At 58.5% G+C, this 21164-nt stretch carries 18 protein-coding genes; 12 read left to right on the forward strand and 6 right to left on the reverse strand.

The features are described from left to right. Positions 1-66 precede the first annotated feature (66 nt). A complete protein-coding gene (gene dapD / locus KSS91_RS06270; RefSeq protein WP_217837366.1) occupies positions 67-1101 on the reverse strand; it encodes a 2,3,4,5-tetrahydropyridine-2,6-dicarboxylate N-succinyltransferase in 1035 nt (344 codons plus the stop codon). Positions 1102-1133: 32 nt separating this feature from the next. Then, positions 1134-1496, reverse strand: coding sequence for an ArsC family reductase (locus tag KSS91_RS06275; protein WP_217837367.1), 363 nt, complete (start codon positions 1494-1496; stop codon positions 1134-1136). 318 nt (positions 1497-1814) lie between these two features. Here KSS91_RS06275 and KSS91_RS06280 point away from each other — a divergent pair, with 318 nt between their 5' ends. After that, the gene (locus KSS91_RS06280) at positions 1815-3446 is read left to right on the forward strand and encodes a Na+/H+ antiporter (protein WP_217837368.1); all 1632 of its coding nucleotides are present in this window, start codon (positions 1815-1817) and stop codon (positions 3444-3446) included. A 45-nt stretch (positions 3447-3491) separates the two neighbouring features. Here the strand turns inward: KSS91_RS06280 and KSS91_RS06285 are convergent, their stop codons facing one another. The 4 genes from KSS91_RS06285 to map form a co-directional block, all read right to left on the reverse strand. Next, the gene (locus tag KSS91_RS06285; protein WP_217837369.1) at positions 3492-4223 is read right to left on the reverse strand and encodes a M12 family metallopeptidase; all 732 of its coding nucleotides are present in this window, start codon (positions 4221-4223) and stop codon (positions 3492-3494) included. Positions 4224-4376: 153 nt separating this feature from the next. After that, entirely contained in the window at positions 4377-5576 is a 1200-nt protein-coding gene (dapC, locus tag KSS91_RS06290) for a succinyldiaminopimelate transaminase (RefSeq protein ID WP_015093759.1), read from the reverse strand. Between the two features lie 158 nt (positions 5577-5734). Further along, complete coding sequence (locus KSS91_RS06295) at positions 5735-8437, reverse strand: [protein-PII] uridylyltransferase (RefSeq protein ID WP_217837370.1); 2703 nt, start codon at positions 8435-8437, stop codon at positions 5735-5737. A gap of 41 nt (positions 8438-8478) precedes the next feature. Continuing rightward, on the reverse strand, positions 8479-9339 hold the full coding sequence (gene map / locus KSS91_RS06300; protein ID WP_302470070.1) for a type I methionyl aminopeptidase: 861 nt from the start codon (positions 9337-9339) through the stop codon (positions 8479-8481). 293 nt (positions 9340-9632) lie between these two features. Between map and rpsB the strand changes: the two genes are divergently transcribed. From rpsB to lpxD, 11 genes are all read left to right on the forward strand, one after another. Continuing rightward, positions 9633-10370, forward strand: coding sequence for a 30S ribosomal protein S2 (gene rpsB, locus KSS91_RS06305; RefSeq protein WP_007978390.1), 738 nt, complete (start codon positions 9633-9635; stop codon positions 10368-10370). A gap of 189 nt (positions 10371-10559) precedes the next feature. After that, complete coding sequence (tsf, locus tag KSS91_RS06310) at positions 10560-11423, forward strand: translation elongation factor Ts (RefSeq protein ID WP_015093762.1); 864 nt, start codon at positions 10560-10562, stop codon at positions 11421-11423. 209 nt (positions 11424-11632) lie between these two features. Next, entirely contained in the window at positions 11633-12376 is a 744-nt protein-coding gene (pyrH, locus tag KSS91_RS06315; protein ID WP_003222124.1) for a UMP kinase, read from the forward strand. Further along, entirely contained in the window at positions 12373-12930 is a 558-nt protein-coding gene (gene frr, locus KSS91_RS06320) for a ribosome recycling factor (protein WP_007978385.1), read from the forward strand. Before pyrH ends, frr begins: the two co-directional genes overlap by 4 nt. A 13-nt stretch (positions 12931-12943) precedes the next feature. Next, on the forward strand, positions 12944-13699 hold the full coding sequence (gene uppS / locus KSS91_RS06325) for a polyprenyl diphosphate synthase (RefSeq protein ID WP_102699380.1): 756 nt from the start codon (positions 12944-12946) through the stop codon (positions 13697-13699). Next, positions 13699-14505, forward strand: coding sequence for a phosphatidate cytidylyltransferase (locus KSS91_RS06330; protein ID WP_217837371.1), 807 nt, complete (start codon positions 13699-13701; stop codon positions 14503-14505). The genes uppS and KSS91_RS06330 overlap by 1 nt, the downstream gene beginning before the upstream one ends. Then, positions 14502-15692 carry a 1-deoxy-D-xylulose-5-phosphate reductoisomerase gene (gene ispC, locus KSS91_RS06335; RefSeq protein ID WP_217837372.1) on the forward strand — a complete coding sequence of 397 codons (1191 nt, stop codon included), beginning with the start codon at positions 14502-14504 and terminating at the stop codon, positions 15690-15692. Before KSS91_RS06330 ends, ispC begins: the two co-directional genes overlap by 4 nt. A gap of 53 nt (positions 15693-15745) precedes the next feature. Beyond that, positions 15746-17098 carry a sigma E protease regulator RseP gene (rseP, locus tag KSS91_RS06340; protein WP_217837373.1) on the forward strand — a complete coding sequence of 451 codons (1353 nt, stop codon included), beginning with the start codon at positions 15746-15748 and terminating at the stop codon, positions 17096-17098. A 72-nt stretch (positions 17099-17170) separates the two neighbouring features. Beyond that, positions 17171-19546 carry an outer membrane protein assembly factor BamA gene (gene bamA, locus KSS91_RS06345; protein WP_015093767.1) on the forward strand — a complete coding sequence of 792 codons (2376 nt, stop codon included), beginning with the start codon at positions 17171-17173 and terminating at the stop codon, positions 19544-19546. Between the two features lie 45 nt (positions 19547-19591). Next, on the forward strand, positions 19592-20095 hold the full coding sequence (locus tag KSS91_RS06350) for an OmpH/Skp family outer membrane protein (RefSeq protein ID WP_015093768.1): 504 nt from the start codon (positions 19592-19594) through the stop codon (positions 20093-20095). A gap of 3 nt (positions 20096-20098) precedes the next feature. Continuing rightward, positions 20099-21154 carry a UDP-3-O-(3-hydroxymyristoyl)glucosamine N-acyltransferase gene (lpxD, locus tag KSS91_RS06355; RefSeq protein WP_217837374.1) on the forward strand — a complete coding sequence of 352 codons (1056 nt, stop codon included), beginning with the start codon at positions 20099-20101 and terminating at the stop codon, positions 21152-21154. Positions 21155-21164 lie beyond the last annotated feature (10 nt).

Genomic DNA, 21164 nt, shown 5'->3' on the forward strand with positions numbered 1-21164 from the left:
CCAGACAGCCCGTGTCGTTCATTTGATCATCGCGAGCAGGCTCGCTCCTACAGGTACAGGTGACGCTTAGTTGTGAGCGTGCAGCGCTTCGTTCAACTCGATGGCCGATTTGTGGGTTTTGCATTCCACGGCACCGGTCTCCGAATTGCGACGGAACAGCAGGTCCGTCTGGCCGGCCAGTTCACGGGCCTTGACCACTTTGACCAGTTGATTGTTCTCGTCCAGCAGCGCGACTTTGGTACCGGCGGTCACGTACAGGCCCGACTCGACGGTGTTGCGGTCGCCCAACGGGATACCGATACCGGCGTTGGCGCCGATCAGGCAGCCTTCGCCGACCTTGATCACGATGTTGCCGCCGCCCGACAGGGTGCCCATGGTCGAGCAGCCGCCGCCCAGGTCCGAACCCTTGCCGACGAATACGCCAGCGGATACGCGGCCTTCGATCATGCCCGGGCCTTCGGTGCCGGCGTTGAAGTTGATGAAACCTTCGTGCATCACGGTGGTGCCTTCGCCCACGTAGGCACCCAGGCGCAGACGCGCAGCGTCAGCGATACGCACGCCGGCCGGAACCACGTAGTCGGTCATTTTCGGGAACTTGTCCACCGAGAACACTTCCAGCAACTCGCCGCGCAGGCGGGCTTCGAGTTGCAGTTCGGCCAGTTCGCCCAGGTCGACAGCGCCCTGGCTGGTCCAGGCCACGTTCGGCAGCAGCGGGAAGATCCCGGCCAGGTTCAGGCCGTGAGGCTTGACCAGGCGATGGCTCAGCAGGTGCAGCTTGAGGTAGGCCTCCGGGGTGGACGACAGCTGGGCGTCTTCAGCCAGCAGGGTGGCGACCAGCGGCTTGTGGCTCTCGGCCAGTCGGGTCAGCAGGGCAGCCTGGGCAGCGTCGACGCCTTTGAGGGCTTCGGCCAGTTGCGAGGCCTGTGCGGTGCTGAATGCGATGGCCTGATTGCCTTCGGTGTAGCCCAGGATCGGTGCGATAGCGGCGACGACTTCCGCCGATGGCTTGAGAACCGGGGCGGCATAGAACACTTCCAGCCATGCGCCTTGACGGTTTTGAGTGCCGACGCCGAAGGCCAGGCTGAACAGGGTAGTGGACATGTGAATACCTCTAACAAAATTGAACGGGCTGCTTACTTGAGCGCGGCCGCGTAGATATCTGGCTTGAAGCCAATCAGGGTTCGGTCACCGAGATCGAGCACCGGGCGCTTGATCATCGAGGGTTGTGCGAGCATCAGTTCGATGGCTTTCGTCTGGTCGAGATGGGCTTTGCGTTCGTCGTCGAGCTTGCGAAAGGTCGTGCCTGCACGGTTCAACACCACTTCCCAGCCGTGCTCGCTGCACCATTGGGTCAGGTGTTCACGGTCGATACCGACCGCTTTGTAATCATGAAAGTCATAGCTGACAGCGTGTTCATCGAGCCAGGTGCGCGCCTTTTTCATGGTGTCGCAGGCTTTGATGCCGAAAAGGTGCAACGTTTTGCTTGAAACGGTCAAGGAATTGCCCCCTTTGCAGGTGCTGGAAATAAAAGGTGGAGGATTATGCCATGGCCGGACGGTTTCGCGGCGGCTGTGGTCGGGTTTGTATTTTTGTCATGCCATAAATCCCTTTGCAGGAGCGAGCTTGCTCGCGATGAACCTGAGAGCGCCGCGGGGTATCAGGCATGCCGCGTAATCGTTAACGACCATCGCGAGCGAGCTCGCTCCTACAGGAGGGCGGTATTGCGGCGTGCGACATTGGTGCAAGGCCCCCCAGCCAGTCTAAGCAGCTAATATGGCACTTCCATGCTGTCGATTGTCCGGGAACCACGTTTTATGCAAACCGCCTACACCGTCCTGATCCTGTTGATGCTGGTCGGCGTTTCGCGCCTGATCGGACGGGTGATCCCGCTGCCGTTGCCGCTGGTGCAAATCGCCGCAGGGGCATTGCTTGCGTGGCCGACTCTGGGATTGCATGTGGCCCTGAATCCCGAGTTGTTCCTGTTTCTGTTCCTGCCACCGCTACTGTTCTCCGACGGTTGGTGCATGCCCAAGCGCGAATTCTGGCACCTGCGCGGACCTATCCTGACCCTGGCGGTGGGCCTGGTGTTGTTTACCGTGGTTGGCGCCGGCTATTTCATTCATTGGCTGCTACCCAGTGTGCCATTGCCGGTGGCGTTTGCCCTGGCGGCCGTGCTGTCGCCGACGGATGCGGTGGCGGTGTCGGCGATCTCCCGCAATCGACTGCCCACGCCATTGATGCACATCTTGCAGGGTGAGGCGCTGATGAACGACGCCTCGGGTCTGGTGACGTTCAAGTTTGCCTTGGTGGCGGCGGTGACCGGCGTGTTCTCACTGGCCAATGCCAGCCTGACGTTCGTGCTGGTCGCCGTCGGCGGGCTGGCCGTCGGGGTGGCCTTGAGCTGGCTGGTTGGCCGTCTGCGGGCGTGGATGATCGCGCGCGGCTGGGACGACCCCGCGACGCACGTGGTGTTCATGTTGTTGCTGCCGTTTGCGGCCTATGTGCTGGCCGAGCGCATGGAAGTGTCAGGCATCCTCTCGGCGGTGGCGGCGGGGATGATGCAGAGCTGGCTCGATCTGCTGCCGCGCCAGACCAACACGCGCCTGCTCAATCGCAGTGTCTGGTCATTGCTGGAATTCGCCTTCAACGGCTTGATTTTCCTGCTGTTGGGCCTGCAGTTGCCGGACATCATCAAGGCGGTGGCCAGTCACGAAACCTCGCTATGGCCGACGTTGTTGTATCGCGGGCTGGATGTGCTGGCGATTTTCCTGGTGCTGCTGGTTTTGCGGTTCGTCTGGGTGCAAAGCATCTGGCGGCTGTCCATTTTTGTGCGGCGCTGGCGTGGCAAGGCTGAGATAACCCGGGTGCCAAGCGCGCGTTCCTGCTGGTTGCTGACCGTCGGTGGCGTGCGTGGGGCCGTGACGCTGGCGGGGGTAATGTCGGTGCCGATGCTCATGGGGGATAGTGCGTTTCCCGAGCGCGATCTGCTGATATTCATCGCCGCCGGGGTGATTCTGCTGTCGTTGATTGCGGCCTGCATCGCGCTGCCACTGTTGTTGCGGGGCATCGAAGCCAGCCCGGACGACAAGCGCCGCAACGAAGTGCGCGACGCCTGGCGCAAGACCGCCGAAGCGGCCATTCATGCGCTTGAGACAGAAGAAATCAACCCGCAGGACGCTGCCCAGTCCGCGCTGGCGGCCGAACTCAAGGCGCGGATCATGTCCGAGTACCGGCACCAGTTGGAGGTGTTCAACGATTCAGCCGAAGCCCAGGCCTTGGCCTTTCAGATGGACTTGCTGGAGCGGCGTCTACGTTTGAAGGCGCTGCGGGCACAGCGCCTGGAGTTGTATAGCCTCAGTCGTCAGCACCAGATTGGCGATGACGTGTTGCGTGAGGTGTTGGGGGAACTGGATCTGAGTGAGGCCAAGTTGGGAGCGGTGAAATAATAAAGAGGTTCGTTGTTTGGTTTACGCTGAGTGATAATTGATGTCTTAATCTGGCTTTGGATATGCTTTGCGCATTAGTCGGCGATCGTTTTGGCTTATTGTTGTGTTTTTATATACCGCCCAATCCCCGATTGTCAGTTCGTTGGGTATGGGGTAGTGCATTATTGAGGTTGGATCATAAGCAGTGGTTCGAGCAGTTGCTGTTTCCAGCAATCTAAATAGATTGTGATCAACTTCCTCCTTGCTCCATTGAAAAGCGGTCCAGTAGTGCTCATATACCGCAGGTTTGTTCCACGGGATATTAGCTTTTGGATGTTGATGTTCATGCTCCATGCCGAGTGCATGGCCGAATTCGTGCAATACCGCAGCTTCAAACCAAGGATGGTCGGGAGCGGTGCCAATGTTCATGGTGTTTTCGCCAGGGCCGCGCAGCGTGGCGTCGGTGCCGATGGCTGAGTAGTTTAAGGGGGCTTCCATGGTGATCCGAATGTCACCCTCGGAGCCGCTGACAAACTCCAGATTCAAGTTGATAGATGGTTGCCATAGCATGATGGCTTTTATGGCGGCCTCGCGATGTGTGTCGGACGGCGGGTTGAGAAATGCTACTTTGAGTGTCCTCTGGTTAGCCCAAAATTTGGAGTGAGTTGATACTCCTCTTTTTTTTCGACTTCCAGTGGTCGCAATGTTGGCATTGTCAGGGTTTTCATTAATGGCGGCGTCATAAGAGGCTTGTATGTCTGCTGGTTCGATAACTTTGCAGGGGTGTGAATGAGACATTGACTATCTCCTTGTCATATTTTTAGTTGAATCGGTTGATTCAGCTTGGAGATTAGTTGTCGTTCTGTTGTGGGTAAAGTTGCTGCCTATTAGGGGATGTTGCGATAACTAAGCATGGCCTGCACCGCGTTGCACGGTGCAGGCTTGGAGCGCTTACTGGTTTCTCGTAATAAATGCACGGATTCGTTCGGCAGCCTCGACACACTCCGCCAACGGCGCAACCAGCGCCATGCGCACGCGCCCGGCGCCCGGATTGACGCCATCGACATCCCGCGACAGGTAAGAGCCCGGCACCACGGTCACATGCTCCTGCTCGAACAGGTCGCGGCAGAACGCTGCATCGTCACCGGCCACATTCGGCCACAGGTAGAAACTGCCATCCGGACGCTGTACGTCCAGCACCGGGCTGAGAATTTCCAGTACCGCATCAAATTTCTCGCGATACAACGCTCGATTGGCGCGCACATGCACTTCGTCATTCCATGCAGCAACGCTGGCCAGTTGGGTTTGAACCGGCATCGCGCAGCCGTGGTAGGTGCGGTAAAGCAGGAAGCCTTTGAGAATGTCGGCGTCACCGGCGACAAAACCCGAGCGCAGGCCTGGCAGGTTCGAACGCTTGGACAGGCTGTGGAACACCACGCAGCGCTTGAAGTCCTTGCGGCCCAGTTCTGCGCAGGCGCTGAGCAGGCCTGGCGGCGGCGTCTGTTCGTCGAAGTAGAGTTCGCTGTAGCACTCGTCCGCGGCAATCACGAAGTCGTGCTCATCGGCCAGGGCGATCAGCTTTTTCAGGGTCTCGACCGGAATCAATGCGCCGGTCGGGTTGCCTGGCGAGCATAGGAACAGGATCTGGCAGCGTTTCCAGATGTCCGGCGAAACGGCGTCGAAATCCGGATTGAAGCCGTTTTCGTCCAGGCATGGCAGGTAATGCGGCTTGGCCCCGGCGAGGAACGCCGCGCCTTCGTAGATCTGGTAGAACGGGTTCGGGCTGACCACCAGCGCGTCATCGCCACGGTTGACCACGGTCTGGGTGAAGGCGAACAGCGCCTCGCGGGTGCCGTTGACCGGCAGCACGTTGCGCGCCGGATCGATCCAGCCTTTGGGGACATCGAAGCGACGTTCGCACCAGGCGGCGATGGCTTCGCGCAGGGCCGGGATGCCGAGGGTGGTCGGGTATACGGCCATCTGATCGAGATTGCTGGCCAGTGCTTCGGCGACGAAGCTTGGCGAGCGGTGTTTAGGCTCGCCAATGGACAGTGCAATAGGGCGCTTGTCCGGGTTGGGCGTGACGCTGCCGAGCAAGGCGCGGAGTTTTTCGAACGGGTAGGGCTGGAGCTGGGACAGAGCGTTGTTCATCGATAAATCTCGTTCGGTGTTGGAGCGGCGCAGGTCCCTGTAGGAGCGAGCTTGATCGCGATGGTCGTCAACGATAACGCGTTCTTGCCAGAATAACGCGGCGTATTTGAGATCATCGCGAGCCAGTTCGCTCCTACAAAAGGCGGGCCGTTGTTAAGTCAGATGCTGATGCGCGACAGTTTGATATCGGGTTCCTGGTTGACGCTCAGTTGTTCGACGATCGCATCCTGCAGGCGGCTGCACAGCAGCGGGTCGGACAGCGGCTGATTGTGGGCGTCGGTGATGAAGAACACGTCTTCCACGCGCTCGCCGAGAGTGGCGATCTTGGCGTTTTGCAGCGACAGATCGAACTCCAGGAAAATCGTGCCGATCCGCGCCAGCAGGCCCGGGCGGTCGGGTGCCGTGAGTTCCAGCACCGTTACCGGCCGCTGGGCGTCGTTGTGGATCGTTACCTGTGGTGCAAAGGCGAAATGCTTGAGCTGGCGCGGTACCCGGCGCTGGATGATGGTCGGGTAGTTGTCCGGGTTGCGCAGGGCCTCGGTAAGGCCGTCGCGGATCTGTTTGACCCGTGCCGGGTTGTCGCCAATCGAGTCGCCGTCGGTGTCGAGCACGATGTAGGTGTCGAGGGTGAACTGGCTGCTGGAGGTGATGACCCGGGCGTCATGGATGTTCAGGTTGAGCTGGTCCATCGCGGCCACGGTCACGGCGAAGAAGTCGTGCTGGTCGGGGGCGTAGATGAAGATCTGGGTCCCGCCTTCGAACTCGCGCTGGGTAGTCTCCTTGATCAGCACCAGTGGTCCGCCATCGGCCGGTTGCTGGAGGATCGCGTCGCTGTGCCAGGCCACATCGCCGGCGGTATGGCGCAGGAAATAGTCATCACCCAACTGCGCCCACAGTTGCTCGACATCGTCCGGGTCGGTGCCGCCGCGTACCAGAATGTCCAGGGCGGCGCTCTGGGTCTGGCGGATCTGCTCTTCGCGATCCACCGGATTCTCCAGGCCGCGACGCAGGGCACGCTTGGTTTCGGTGTAGAGCTGGCGCAGCAGGCTGGCGCGCCAGGAATTCCATAGCGTCGGGTTGGTGGCGTTGATGTCGGCGACGGTCAGCACATACAGGTAGTCAAGGCGGGTTTCGTCGCCGACGATCTGTGCGAAGTCGTGGATCACCTGCGGGTCGGACAGGTCCTTGCGCTGGGCGGTGGTCGACATCACCAGATGGTTTTGCACCAGCCATACGATCAGGCGGCTGTCCCACAATGGCAGTTGATGGCGCTGGCAAAACGCCTCGGCGTCGACCGCGCCGATGTCCGAGTGGTCGCCATGGCGGCCTTTGCCGATATCGTGGTACAGGCCGGCCATGTAGATCAGCTCGGGTTTGGGTAACTTACCCATGAGCTTGCTGGCCAGCGGGAATTTTTCCGACACCTGAGTGTACTGCAGCTTACGCAGGTGCTTGATCAGGTTCAGGGTATGGGCATCGACCGTATAGATGTGGAACAGGTCATGCTGCATCTGCCCGACGATAAAACCGAATTCGGGCAGATAACGACCCAGGATGCCGTAGCGGTTCATTCGTCGCAGGTTGCGGTGGATACCGATCTTGCACTTGAACAGCTCGATAAACAGGCTGGTGTTGCGAATATCGTTGCGGAAGTCGTCGTCGATCAGGTGACGGCTTTCCCGTAGCATACGAATGGTGTCGGCGCGCACGCCCTTGATTTCCGGCTGCTGGGCCATCAATACGAAAATTTCCAGCATGGCGAACGGCGTGCGGCGGAAAACGTTGTGGTTGCGTGCTTCGATATAGCCATCATGCAACTGGAAGCGCGAATTGATCGGCTGCGGTGGTGCCTCATCTTCAGGTGCGAGGATGACTTCCTCGAAGTGCTGGATGATCAGGTCGCTGAGCTGGGCGATGCTCATCACCACCCGGTAATACTGCTGCATGAAATTTTCGATGGCTTGCTTGGCGTCGTCGCCTTTGAAGCCCAGCAGTCCGGCAATGGTGCGCTGGTGATCGAACAGCAGGCGGTCTTCGGCGCGACCGGCGAGCATGTGCAGGGCATAGCGAACCTTCCACAGGAACTCCTGGGAGGAGGCGAGCAATGCGTTTTCACTTTCGACCAGGAAGCCTTCGCCCGCCAGTGCCCGCAGGTTCAGGGTGCCGTACTCGCGACGGGCCACCCACAGAATCGTCTGGATATCCCGCAGGCCGCCGGGCGAGCCCTTGACGTTGGGTTCCAGGTTGTATTCGGTGTCGTTGTACTTGTGGTGCCGGGCCTTTTGTTCGGCACGCTTGGCCAGGAAGAAGTCCTTGCTTGGCCACATGTGCCCGGTACTGGTGACGTCCAGCATGCGCTGGCGCAAACGCTCGGGGCCGGCGATGGTGCGGCTTTCCATCAGGTTGGTGACGACCGTCAGGTCGGCGCGGGCCTCGACGGCGCATTCGTCGACTGAGCGAACGCTCTGACCGACCTCCAGGCCGATGTCCCACAACAGTGTCAGAAAGCGTTCGATGGAATCGCGGAAAACTTCGTGGTCCGCGCTGTCCAGCAGGATCAGCAAATCGATGTCGGAATAAGGGTGCAATTCACCGCGGCCGTAGCCGCCGACCGCGACCAGCGCGATGTCGGCGTCCTCGCTCCAGTTGAACTGCTCCCAGGCCTTTTGCAGGATGTTGTCGACGAACCAGGCGCGATCCTCGATCAGCCGGCGAATGTCCCGGCCATTGCGAAAGCGTGCGTCGAGCACCTCGCGGGCCTGGCGGATCGCCTTCTTGAAGGCTGCGATCGGGCTTGCCTTCAGGGCCAGTTCAGCCTGGAACTGGCCACGGTCGAAGAGTTCGGGGTCCACCTGCGGCATCGATTGGCTTTCCTTTCTATAGGCGAGATACGCTGGCGAGATCAGGCCGAAACGCGAGGGATGGTGTCATCGCTGCGCAGGGTGAAGATCTCGTAACCGGTTTCGGTCACCAGCAGGGTGTGTTCCCACTGTGCCGAGAGCTTGCGGTCCTTGGTGATCGCGGTCCAGCCGTCGCCCAGAACCTTGGTGTCGGCACGGCCCTGGTTGATCATCGGCTCGATGGTGAAGGTCATGCCGGCCTTGAGTTCCATGCCGGTGCCAGCGCGGCCGTAGTGCAGGATCTGCGGCTCTTCGTGGAACACCTTGCCGATACCGTGGCCGCAGAATTCTCGAACCACCGAGAATCCGTTCTTTTCAGCGTGCTTCTGGATGATTTCACCGATATCGCCCAGGCGGCAGCCGGGTTTGACTATTTCAATCGCCTTGTACATACATTCCTGGGTCACCTGGGACAGGCGCTCGGCCCAGACCGGCACGGTGCCGACGTGGAACATGCGGCTGGTGTCGCCGTGGTAGCCGTCCTTGATGACGGTGACGTCGATGTTCAGGGTGTCGCCGTCTTTGAGCGGCTTGTCGTTCGGGATGCCGTGGCAGACCACATGGTTGATCGACGTGCAGATCGACTTTGGATAGCCCTTGTAGTTGAGCGGGGCAGGGATGGCTTTCTGCTCATTGACAATGTAGTCGTGGCAGATCTGGTTCAGTTGATCGGTGGTAACGCCCGGCTTGACATGTTCGGCAATCATTTCCAGCACATCGGCGGCCAGTTTGCCGGCGATACGCATTTTGGCGATATCCTCGGGCGTTTTGAGGGTGACGGTCATACGGGCTCTCTCTGCGCCAGGCGGCGCTTTCTGAACGGAAAGGGCATTGCGCGATGGGTCTTCGCAGCCCTGAAAAATACGATTCTACCAGACGATCAGCGCAAATCTGCGCCTGTGTGCATCGCTTCTCTCTATAGAATGGTGCATTCTTGGAGGATTCCAAGGGATGGCGCAAAGCGCTCGCCAGGATTTCAGAATCCGGGTTCCGTTTTGCCCTGCCTTGTGATATAAAATGCGCCGCTTTCCGGGGATGTCTCGAAAAGCCTAAATCCACACACGTGTCGACACGATGACCTGGGTGCCTTCAGCTGATGCTGCTGGTTGGTCATTGGGATACGTGGAGGCCAAACCCGACTTATTAAGGAACTATCATGTCCCAAGTCAACATGCGCGATATGCTGAAGGCCGGTGTGCACTTCGGTCACCAGACCCGTTACTGGAACCCGAAAATGGGCAAGTACATTTTCGGCGCGCGTAACAAGATCCACATCATCAACCTTGAAAAAACCCTGCCAATGTTCAACGAAGCTCTGACTTTCGTAGAGCGTCTGGCCCAGGGCAAAAACAAGATTTTGTTCGTCGGCACCAAGCGTTCCGCTGGCAAGATCGTTGCTGAAGAAGCAGCACGTTGCGGTTCGCCGTACGTCGATCACCGCTGGTTGGGCGGCATGCTGACCAACTTCAAAACCATCCGTGCTTCCATCAAGCGTCTGCGTGACCTTGAAGTTCAAGCCGAAGACGGTACTTTCGCCAAGCTGACCAAGAAAGAAGCGCTGATGCGCACTCGTGACCTGGAAAAGCTGGATCGTTCCCTGGGTGGTATCAAGGACATGGGCGGTCTGCCAGACGCTCTGTTCGTTATCGACGTTGATCACGAGCGCATCGCGATCACCGAAGCCAACAAGCTGGGCATCCCGGTTATCGGCGTAGTCGATACCAACAGCAGCCCGGAAGGCGTTGACTACATCATCCCAGGCAACGATGACGCAATCCGCGCTATCCAGCTGTACATGGGTTCGATGGCTGACGCTGTGATCCGTGGCCGCAACAACGTTGCCGGCGGCACCGAAGTTTTCGTTGAAGAAGCTCCGGTAGCAGCAGCTGAGTAATTGACGCCTTGGCGTTGACTCAGTAAGCAAAAAGGGGGCTTGGCCCCCTTTTTGCCACCTCGAAAACCATTTGTCGGCGCCCACTGCTCTATCTGTAATGTGCGGCAGCTAACAAGGGTGGTTCGGGAAGAATTGATCGCCCGTTCGATCGGGTGGAATGGTTGAAAACCTATCCAAGAGGATTTTGAAATGGCAGAGATTACTGCAGCGTTGGTCAAAGAACTGCGCGAGCGTACTGGCGAAGGCATGATGGACTGCAAAAAGGCCTTGACCAAGGCTGGCGGCGACATCGAGAAAGCCATTGATGACATGCGTGCTTCGGGCGCCATCAAGGCCGCCAAGAAAGCCGGCAACGTTGCCGCTGAAGGCGCTATCGCCATCAAGGCTGACGACAAGGCAGCCGTGCTGCTGGAAGTCAACTCGCAGACCGACTTCCTGGCCCTGCAAGACGACTTCAAGAACTTCGTTGCTGCCAGCGTAGAGAAAGCCTTCGACGAAAAACTGACCGACGCAGCTCCGCTGATCGCCGCTCAGGAATCGGCTCGTGAAGCACTGGTTGCCAAAGTTGGCGAAAACGTCAACATCCGTCGCCTGGTGCGTGTAGAGGGCGACGTTGTCGGCACCTACCTGCACGGTAACAAGATCGGTGTTGCTGTTGTTCTCAAGGGCGGCGATGTTCAGCTGGCCAAAGAGATCGCCATGCACGTGGCTGCAAGCAACCCTGAGTTCCTGCTGCCATCGCAGGTTTCGCCAGAAGCCATCGAGCGCGAAAAAGCCGTTTTCCTGTCTTTGAACGAAGACAAGATGAAAGGCAAGCCGGCTGAAATCGTCGAGAAGATGATCGCTGGTCGTATCACCAAGTTCCTGGCTGAAGCCAGCCTGGTCGAGCAAGCTTTCGTCATGAACCCGGAAGTCACCGTAGGTGCTCTGGCCAAGAAAGCCGGCGCTGAAATCGTTTCCTTCACTTACTTCAAGGTAGGCGAAGGCATCGAGAAGCCAGTGGACAACTTCGCAGAAGAAGTTGCTGCCCAGCTGGCTGCTGCCAAGCAATAAGACGGTTTTTTAACTGTCGCCCAGAAGAGGCTGCCCGCTCACGCGCGCAGCCTCTTTTCAGATGGGGCACCAATTTTTATTGGTTTCCTTTTGGAACTGGCTTACAAAGCCATGTTCCGATGGCGCTGAAGCAGCGCCAAGCTAGAGTGAACGCCAGCTGTAAACAGCTCGCAAAGAATTTTTAAAATACGCCGCAGGAGAGATTCGCAATGGCTCAGCAGGGCAGTGGTTATCAGGCTCGCTATAAACGCATTCTACTCAAGCTCAGCGGCGAGGCCCTGATGGGCTCGGAAGAGTTCGGGATCGATCCGAAAGTTCTGGATCGCATGGCATTGGAAGTTGGCCAGCTGGTCGGCATCGGTGTTCAGGTCGGTCTGGTTATCGGTGGTGGCAACCTGTTCCGCGGTGAAGCGCTGAGCAAAGCTGGCATGGATCGGGTGACCGGCGACCACATGGGCATGCTGGCCACTGTGATGAACGCCCTGGCCATGCGCGACGCCCTTGAGCGCGCCAACATCTCGGCCATCGTGATGTCCGCTATTTCCATGGTTGGTGTGACCGATCACTATGATCGCCGCAAGGCCATGCGCCACTTGAACTCCAAGGACGTGGTGATTTTCGCGGCCGGTACCGGCAACCCGTTCTTTACGACGGATTCGGCTGCCTGCCTGCGTGCAATCGAAATCGATGCCGATGTCGTGCTCAAGGCGACCAAGGTCGATGGCGTCTACACCGCTGACCCGTTCAAAGACCCGCATGCCGAGAAGTTCGATCATCTGACTTACGATGAAGTGCTGGATCGCAAGCTGGGTGTTATGGACCTGACGGCCATTTGCCTGTGCCGCGACCACAAGATGCCGCTACGCGTATTTAACATGAACAAGCCCGGCGCCCTGCTGAACATCGTACATGGCGGCGCTGAAGGAACCCTGATCGAGGAAGGCCAACAATGATCAACGAAATCAAGAAAGACGCTAAAGAGCGCATGCAGAAGTCCGTGGAATCGCTGGCGCACAACTTCGGCCGCATTCGTACCGGTCAAGCGCACCCGAGCATCCTGGAAGGCGTGATGGTGCCGTACTACGGTTCCGACACCCCGATCAAGCAAGTGGCCAACATCACCGTCAAAGATGCCCGTACCCTGCAAGTCGTTGCCTTCGAGCGCAACATGCTGGGTGCCGTCGACAAGGCGATCGGTAGTGCAGGTCTGAACCTGAACCCGACCAACCTTGGTGAGCTGCTGCTGATCAGCATGCCGGCCCTGACCGAAGAAACCCGTCGCGGTTTCACCAAGCAGGCCCGTGATGTGGCTGAAGATGCCCGTGTTGCCGTGCGCAACATCCGTCGCGATGCAAACAGCTCGCTGAAGGATCTGGTCAAGGAAAAGGAAATCAGCGAAGACGAAGAGCGTCGCGCCACTGGCGAGATCGACGATCTGACCAAGAAGTTCGTAGCTGAAATCGACGCTAAGTTGGCGGAGAAAGAAAAAGACCTGATGGCCGTATAAGGGTCGCGTTTTCATGGAAAAGACCAAGCAGACTGCACCGTCCGCGGTGCCGCGCCATGTCGCGATCATCATGGATGGTAACAATCGCTGGGCGAAAAAACGCTTTATGCCAGGTGTCGCCGGGCATAAAGCGGGTGTGGATGCGGTACGTGCGGTCATTGAAGTCTGTGCCGAGGCCAAGGTCGAGGTGCTGACCTTGTTCGCCTTTTCCAGCGAGAACTGGCAGCGTCCGGCCGATGAGGTCAGCGCCTTGATGGATCTGTTCTTCAAGGCGCTGCGTCGTGAGGCCAAGCGCCTCAACGACAACAACATCAGCCTGCGCATCATTGGTGACCGCTCGCGTTTTCATCCCGAGCTGCAGGCTGCCATGCGCGAAGCCGAGGCCATGACGGCTGGCGCCAATCGTTTTGTCCTGCAGATCGCCGCCAATTACGGCGGTCAGTGGGATATCGCGCAAGCGGCGCAACGACTGGCTCGAGAGGTTCAGGCCGGACACTTGCGTCCGGAAGACATCACGCCTGATCTGCTGCAGACCTGCCTGGCCACAGGTGACCTGCCGCTGCCTGACTTGTGTATCCGTACCGGTGGCGAGCATCGCATCAGCAATTTCCTGCTCTGGCAGCTGGCCTATGCCGAGCTGTATTTTTCCGACCTGTTCTGGCCGGACTTCAAACACGATGCCATGCGCAATGCGCTGGCCGATTACGCTTCCCGCCAGCGCCGCTTCGGTAAAACGAGCGAGCAGGTCGAGGCTGGAGCCCGGGTTTAATGCTTAAACAACGAATCATCACCGCACTGATCCTGCTGCCGATTGCCCTGTGCGGGTTTTTCCTGCTTGAAGGTTCCGGTTTTGCACTGTTCATCGGGCTGGTAGTTACCCTTGGTGCATGGGAGTGGGCACGTCTGGCGGGTTTCGCCGGGCAAACGTTCCGCGTCGGCTTTGCCGCTGTGGTCGCCTTGATGCTGTTCGTCATGTACATCTTGCCCGGGCTGGCGCCTTGGGTATTGGGCGCTTCGGTGCTGTGGTGGGCGGTGGCGACGTATCTGGTACTGACCTATCCGCGTTCGAGCGAGCATTGGTCCAATGCGGCAACCAAGCTGGTGATCGGCCTGTTGATTCTCCTGCCGGCCTGGCAGGGGCTGGTGCAGATCAAGCAGTACCCGCTGGGTAACTGGTTGATCATGGCGGTGATGGTGCTGGTCTGGGGGGCCGATATCGGTGCCTACTTCTCCGGTCGTGCTTTCGGCAAGCGTAAACTCGCGCCACAGGTCAGTCCGGGCAAAAGCTGGGAGGGCGTGTACGGTGGGCTGGCGCTGAGCCTGGTCATTACCACGCTCGTTGCTCTGGTGCGCGACTGGACGGTGGCGCAGCTGTTCAAAGGGCTGATCTGTGCTGCGCTGATCGTGTTCATTTCGGTGGTGGGCGATCTCACTGAAAGCATGTTCAAGCGTCAGTCCGGGATCAAGGACAGCAGCAATCTGCTTCCGGGGCATGGTGGTGTGCTGGATCGTATCGACAGCCTGACAGCGGCCATTCCGGTGTTCGCCGTGCTGTTGTGGATGGCGGCACCATGAGCCGCCCGCAACGGATTACCGTTCTGGGGGCAACCGGTTCGATTGGCCTGAGTACGCTCGACGTCGTCGCTCGTCATCCTGATCGTTACCAGGTCTTTGCCTTGAGCGGCTTCTCTCGCTTGAGTGAATTGCTGGCGCTCTGCGTGCGCCATATCCCGCGATTTGCCGTAGTGCCTGAGGTCGCGGCTGCCCGCACCTTGCAGGATGATTTGCGCGCGGCGGGTCTTCCAACCCGTGTTCTGGTGGGTGAAGAAGGTTTGTGTCAGGTCGCTTCCGATCCGGAGGTCGATACGGTCATGGCGGCCATCGTCGGTGCGGCGGGATTGCGCCCGACACTGGCGGCGGTCGAAGCGGGCAAGAAGATCCTCCTGGCCAATAAAGAAGCGCTGGTGATGTCCGGCGCGCTGTTCATGCAGGCGGTGCGCAAGAGTGGTTCGGTATTGCTGCCGATCGATAGCGAGCACAACGCCATTTTCCAGTGCATGCCGCACGATTATGCCCGTGGCCTCGAGGCAGTCGGCGTACGCCGGATTTTGCTGACAGCTTCCGGCGGTCCGTTCCGTCAGACGCCACTGGCTGAATTGGCGCATGTTTCACCTGACCAGGCGTGTGCGCATCCGAACTGGTCCATGGGGCGAAAGATTTCCGTGGACTCGGCCAGCATGATGAACAAAGGGCTTGAGCTGATCGAAGCCTGCTGGCTGTTCGATGCCAGGCCAGCCCAGGTCGAGGTGGTGATTCACCCACAAAGTGTGATCCATTCGCTGGTTGACTACGTAGATGGTTCTGTCTTGGCGCAGTTGGGTAATCCGGATATGCGCACGCCCATCGCCAATGCCCTGGCCTGGCCGGAGCGGATCGATTCGGGTGTGGCGCCGCTGGATCTGTTTGCCATTGCACGGCTGGACTTCCAGGCGCCCGATGAAGAACGTTTCCCTTGTTTGCGTCTGGCCCGTCAGGCGGCCGAAGCGGGTAATAGCGCGCCAGCCATGCTCAATGCGGCAAATGAAGTGGCGGTGGCGGCATTTCTCGACGAGCGGGTTCGTTACCCGGAAATCGCGAGTATCATCGAGGAAGTACTGAGTCTGGAGCCCGTCGTGGCAGTGAATGATCTCGAGGCAGTGTTCACGGCAGACGCGAAAGCGCGATTGCTGGCCGGACAATGGTTGAGCCGTCACGGGCGGTAAATGCTGCAGATAGTCGACCCAGGCAGCAGCGAATAGGATTGCGGAGAAAGTAGATGAGCGCGCTCTATATGATTGTCGGCACCCTGGTCGCTCTGGGTGTGCTGGTTACCTTCCACGAGTTCGGCCACTTCTGGGTCGCGCGTCGCTGTGGGGTCAAGGTGCTGCGCTTCTCCGTAGGCTTTGGCACGCCTTTGCTGCGTTGGCACGACAAGCAGGGTACCGAATTCGTCGTTGCCGCCATCCCGTTGGGCGGCTACGTGAAAATGCTCGACGAGCGCGAAGGCGAAGTGCCGCCCGATCAGCTTGATCAATCCTTCAATCGCAAATCCGTTCGTCAGCGCATTGCCATCGTAGCGGCGGGGCCGATCGCCAACTTCCTGCTGGCATTGGTGTTCTTCTGGGGCCTGGCAATGCTCGGCAGCGAGCAGGTGCGTCCGGTCATCGGGGCTGTCGAGTCCGGCAGCATCGCGGCCAAGGCGGGTTTGAGTCCCGGCCAGGAAATCGTGGCCATTGATGGTGAGCTGACTTCCGGCTGGGCGGAGGTGAATCTGCAACTGGTTCGTCGTCTGGGCGAAAGCGGCTCATTGCAGATATTGGTTCGCGAGCAAGGCTCGACAACCGATTCGCCACGTGAACTTGCGCTGGATAAATGGCTCAAAGGGGCCGACGAACCCGACCCCATTCATTCGTTGGGGATTCGCCCGTGGCGACCGGCATTGCCGCCTGTTCTGGCCGAACTCGATCCAAAGGGGCCGGCCCAGGCTGCCGGCCTGAAGACCGGTGACCGGTTGCTGGCGCTCGATGGTCGTGCGCTGGATGATTGGCAGCAGGTCGTCGATACCGTCCGTATGCATCCAGATACCAAAATCATGCTGCGGGTCGAGCGAGACGGTGCTCAAATCGACGTCCCGGTGACGCTTGCCGCTCGCGGCGAGAGCAAGTCACCCAGCGGCTACCTGGGGGCAGGGGTGAAGGCAGTCGATTGGCCGCCGGAGATGATCCGCGAGGTCAGTTATGGACCATTGGCAGCGATTGGCGAGGGGGCTCGGCGCACCTGGACCATGAGTGTGCTGACCCTCGATTCACTGAAGAAAATGTTGTTCGGCGAGCTCTCGGTAAAAAACTTGAGTGGACCGATAACCATTGCTAAAGTGGCGGGCGCTTCGGCCCAGTCGGGTGTTGCTGATTTCCTGAATTTCCTTGCTTATCTGAGTATTAGCCTGGGTGTTCTGAATTTGCTGCCCATTCCTGTGCTGGATGGGGGGCATTTGTTGTTTTATCTGATCGAGTGGGCGCGTGGTCGTCCCTTGTCGGATCGGGTGCAAGGTTGGGGGATACAGATCGGCATCAGTTTGGTGATCGGAGTGATGTTGCTCGCTCTGGTTAATGATCTGGGTCGTCTGTAACGTCGCTGAATTGCGAATCTGCCGCATTTTGCGGCAGTTTGTTTATTGCCAGTTGGAATAAGAAAGGACTTCATGAAACGTCTGCTGCTAACTGCGGTTCTCACCGTATTGATGATCGCCGAAGTTCACGCCGAGTCCTTCACTATCTCTGATATTCGCGTCAATGGCCTCCAGCGGGTCTCCGCGGGTAGCGTCTTTGGTGCTTTGCCGTTGAACGTCGGTGAACAGGCGGATGATCGTCGCCTGGTGGAATCCACTCGTGCGTTGTTCAAAACCGGTTTCTTTCAAGATATCCAGCTGGGCCGCGATGGCAACGTCCTGGTCATCACGGTAGTCGAGCGCCCGTCGGTCGCCAGTATCGAGATCGAAGGCAACAAGGCGATCTCTACCGAAGACCTGATGAAAGGCCTCAAGCAATCCGGTCTGGCCGAAGGCGAAATCTTCCAGCGTGCCACCCTTGAAGGTGTGCGTAACGAACTGCAGCGCCAATACGTCGCCCAGGGTCGCTACTCGGCTACCGTCGACACCGAGGTGGTGCCGCAGCCGCGTAACCGCGTTGGCCTGAAGGTCAACATTAACGAAGGTACCGTTGCGGCTATCCAGCACATCAACGTGGTGGGCAACACGGTCTTCCCCGATGAAGACCTGATCGACCTTTTCGAACTCAAGACCACCAACTGGTTGTCGTTCTTCAAGAACGATGACAAGTACGCCCGTGAAAAACTGTCCGGTGACCTGGAGCGTCTGCGTTCCTACTACCTGGACCGTGGCTATATCAACATGGATATCGCTTCGACCCAGGTTTCCATTACGCCAGACAAGAAACACGTCTACATCACCGTCAACGTCAACGAAGGCGAGAAATACACCGTTCGTGACGTCAAGCTCAGCGGTGACCTGAAAGTCCCTGAAGATCAGATCAAGTCCCTGTTGCTGGTGCAAAAAGGCCAGGTGTTCTCGCGCAAGCTGATGACCACCACTTCCGAACTGATCACCCGTCGCCTGGGTAACGAAGGCTACACCTTCGCCAACGTCAACGGCGTGCCTCAACCGCACGATGAAGATCACACGGTGGACATCCTCTTCGCGGTCGATCCGGGCAAGCGTGCCTACGTGAACCGCATCAACTTCCGTGGCAACACCAAGTCCGAAGACGAAGTGCTGCGTCGTGAAATGCGTCAGATGGAAGGCGGCTGGGCTTCGACCTACCTGATCGATCAATCCAAGACCCGTCTGGAACGTCTGGGCTTCTTCAAGGAAGTCAACGTCGAAACCCCTGCCGTACCGGGTGTCGATGACCAGGTGGACGTCAACTACAGCGTTGAAGAGCAAGCTTCCGGTTCGATTACCGCCAGCGTCGGTTTCGCCCAGAGCGCCGGTCTGATCCTCGGTGGTTCGATCACCCAGAACAACTTCCTGGGTACCGGTAACAAGGTCAGCGTCGGCTTGACCAAAAGCGAATACCAGACCCGCTACAACTTCGGTTTCGTCGACCCCTACTGGACCGCCGATGGCGTGAGCCTGGGTTACAACGCCTTCTACCGCACCACCGACTACGATGACCTCGATACTGATGTCGCCAGCTACGCCGTAGACAGCCTGGGTGCCGGTGTGAGTGTCGGTTATCCAATCAGCGAGACTTCGCGTCTGACCTTCGGCCTGAATGCGCAACAAGACGAAATCAAGACCGGCGTTTACACCGTCGACGAGATCTTCGACTTCGTTAACAAGGAAGGCGACAAGTACCTGAACTTCAAGGCTTCGGCCGGTTGGTCCGAGTCCACCCTGAACAAGGGCGTGCTTGCTACCCGTGGTCATTCCCAGAGCCTGGTGCTGGAATCCACGATTCCAGGCAGCGACCTGTCGTTCTTCAAGCTCGACTACCGTGGCCAGTTGTTCCAGCCATTGAGCGAGAACTACACCATGCGCCTGCACACCGAACTGGGTTATGGCGATGGTTACGGTTCGACCGACGGCTTGCCATTCTATGAAAACTACTATGCTGGTGGTTTCAACTCGGTACGCGGCTTCAAGGACAGCACCCTGGGTCCTCGCAGTACGCCAAGTACCGGCAAGAACCCTGGTACAGCGTTCGACCCGGACCAGGATCCACTGCCGTTCGGTGGTAATGTCCTGATCCAGGGCGGTGTGGAAGTTCTGTTCCCGCTGCCGTTCGTCAAAGATCAACGCTCCCTGCGTACCTCGGTATTCTGGGATGTGGGTAACGTGTTCGATTCGTCGTGCTCGGATACCACAAACGCTGATGGCACGAAGTCCGACACCAAGTGCAACGACATTAGCCTGAGCAATATGGCCAGTTCTGTTGGTGTAGGTGTGACGTGGGTCACTGCACTGGGTCCTTTGAGTTTCGCATTGGCCATGCCGGTCAAGAAACCGGATGACGCCGAGACTCAAGTGTTCCAATTTTCCCTCGGCCAGACGTTCTAAGCGTCTGACCCAAGATAACGACAATGAATTTTGTAGGAGTGCATCGTGCGTAAGTTGACTCAATTGGTTCTCCTGGCCAGCGTATTGGTCGCTGGTCCGGCATTTGCCGACATGAAAATTGCAGTTCTGAACTATCAGATGGCTCTGCTGGAGTCCGACGCGGCCAAGAAATACGCCGTGGATGCCGAGAAGAAGTTCGGTCCTCAGCTGACCAAGCTCAAGACGCTGGAAACCAGCGCCAAGGGTATTCAGGACCGCCTGATGGCCGGTGGCGACAAAATGCAGCAGGGCGAGCGCGAGCGTCTGGAGCTTGAATTCAAGCAAAAGGCCCGTGACTTCCAGTTCCAGTCCAAGGAACTGAACGAAGCCAAAGCCGTTGCCGACCGTGAAATGCTGAAGCAGCTCAAGCCGAAACTGGACAGTGCTGTGGAAGAAGTCATCAAGAAAGGTGCTTTTGACCTGGTCTTCGAGCGTGGCGCAGTGATTGATGTCAAGCCTCAGTACGACATTACTCGCCAGGTTATCGAGCGCATGAATCAGCTGAAGTAATCCATGACCGTGACCATTAAGCTCGGCCAGCTGGCCGAGTTCCTCGGCGCCACGCTACGTGGCGACCCGGAGAGAAAAATTACTGGGCTAGCCACCTTGCAGGAGGCTGGCCCAGCTCAGTTGAGCTTTCTCGCAAACCCTCAATACCGTAAGTACCTGGCGGACAGCCGGGCCGCAGCACTGTTGCTGAAGGCTGCTGATGCCGAAGGTTATGCCGGTAATGCGCTGGTGGTGCCTGATCCTTATCTGGCCTATGCGCGTGTTTCCCATCTGTTCGATCCTAAGCCGAAAGCGGCTGCCGGCATTCACCCGACAGCCGTTGTGGCCGAGGACGCGGTAGTTGACCCGGCTGCGAGTATTGGCGCCTTTGCAGTGATCGAAAGCGCGGCACGAATTGCTGCCGGCGTGACCATCGGTGCGCATTGCTTCATCGGTGCCCGTTGCGAAATCGGCGAAGGCGGTTGGCTGGCCCCGCGGGTCACGCTGTACCACGACGTGCGCATCGGCAAGCGTGTGGTCATTCAGTCGGGGGCCGTGCTCGGCGGTGAAGGCTTCGGTTTTGCCAATGAGAAAGGTGTCTGGCAGAAGATTGCCCAGATCGGTGGTGTGCTGGTCGGTGACGATGTCGAAATTGGCGTGAATACCGCTATTGATCGCGGCGCATTGGCCGATACCATTCTCGGCAATGGTGTGAAGCTCGACAACCAGATCCAGATCGCCCACAACGTTCAGGTCGGTGATCACACCGCCATGGCCGCCTGTGTCGGGATCTCCGGCAGTACCAAGATCGGCAAGCATTGCATGCTCGCTGGCGGTGTTGGGCTGGTGGGGCATATCGAAATTTGCGATAACGTTTTCATCACCGGGATGACCATGGTGACCCACTCGATTACCGAAAAGGGTTCCTATTCTTCCGGTACGGCCATGCAGCCAGCAGCCGAATGGCGCAAAAGCGCGGCTCGTATCCGTCAGCTCGATGACATCGCGCGGCGCCTGCGACAGCTTGAAAAGCAAGTAGGGGAAGTGACCCCTGACGGTAATGCTTCATCAGATGGCTGATACCATTTCC

The sequence above is a fragment of the Pseudomonas azerbaijanorientalis genome, assembly GCF_019139795.1.
Classification (GTDB): domain Bacteria; phylum Pseudomonadota; class Gammaproteobacteria; order Pseudomonadales; family Pseudomonadaceae; genus Aquipseudomonas; species Aquipseudomonas laurylsulfatiphila.

Bases quoted from the DNA above. Each gene is read 5' to 3' on its own strand.
- dapD (WP_217837366.1), bottom strand. From the start codon at position 1,101: ATGTCCACTACCCTGTTCAGCCTGGCCTTCGGCGTCGGCACTCAAAAC.
- KSS91_RS06280 (WP_217837368.1), top strand. From the start codon at position 1,815: ATGCAAACCGCCTACACCGTCCTGATCCTGTTGATGCTGGTCGGCGTT.
- KSS91_RS06285 (WP_217837369.1), bottom strand. From the start codon at position 4,223: ATGTCTCATTCACACCCCTGCAAAGTTATCGAACCAGCAGACATACAA.
- dapC (WP_015093759.1), bottom strand. From the start codon at position 5,576: ATGAACAACGCTCTGTCCCAGCTCCAGCCCTACCCGTTCGAAAAACTC.
- KSS91_RS06295 (WP_217837370.1), bottom strand. From the start codon at position 8,437: ATGCCGCAGGTGGACCCCGAACTCTTCGACCGTGGCCAGTTCCAGGCT.
- rpsB (WP_007978390.1), top strand. From the start codon at position 9,633: ATGTCCCAAGTCAACATGCGCGATATGCTGAAGGCCGGTGTGCACTTC.
- tsf (WP_015093762.1), top strand. From the start codon at position 10,560: ATGGCAGAGATTACTGCAGCGTTGGTCAAAGAACTGCGCGAGCGTACT.
- pyrH (WP_003222124.1), top strand. From the start codon at position 11,633: ATGGCTCAGCAGGGCAGTGGTTATCAGGCTCGCTATAAACGCATTCTA.
- frr (WP_007978385.1), top strand. From the start codon at position 12,373: ATGATCAACGAAATCAAGAAAGACGCTAAAGAGCGCATGCAGAAGTCC.
- uppS (WP_102699380.1), top strand. From the start codon at position 12,944: ATGGAAAAGACCAAGCAGACTGCACCGTCCGCGGTGCCGCGCCATGTC.
- KSS91_RS06330 (WP_217837371.1), top strand. From the start codon at position 13,699: ATGCTTAAACAACGAATCATCACCGCACTGATCCTGCTGCCGATTGCC.
- ispC (WP_217837372.1), top strand. From the start codon at position 14,502: ATGAGCCGCCCGCAACGGATTACCGTTCTGGGGGCAACCGGTTCGATT.
- rseP (WP_217837373.1), top strand. From the start codon at position 15,746: ATGAGCGCGCTCTATATGATTGTCGGCACCCTGGTCGCTCTGGGTGTG.
- bamA (WP_015093767.1), top strand. From the start codon at position 17,171: ATGAAACGTCTGCTGCTAACTGCGGTTCTCACCGTATTGATGATCGCC.
- lpxD (WP_217837374.1), top strand. From the start codon at position 20,099: ATGACCGTGACCATTAAGCTCGGCCAGCTGGCCGAGTTCCTCGGCGCC.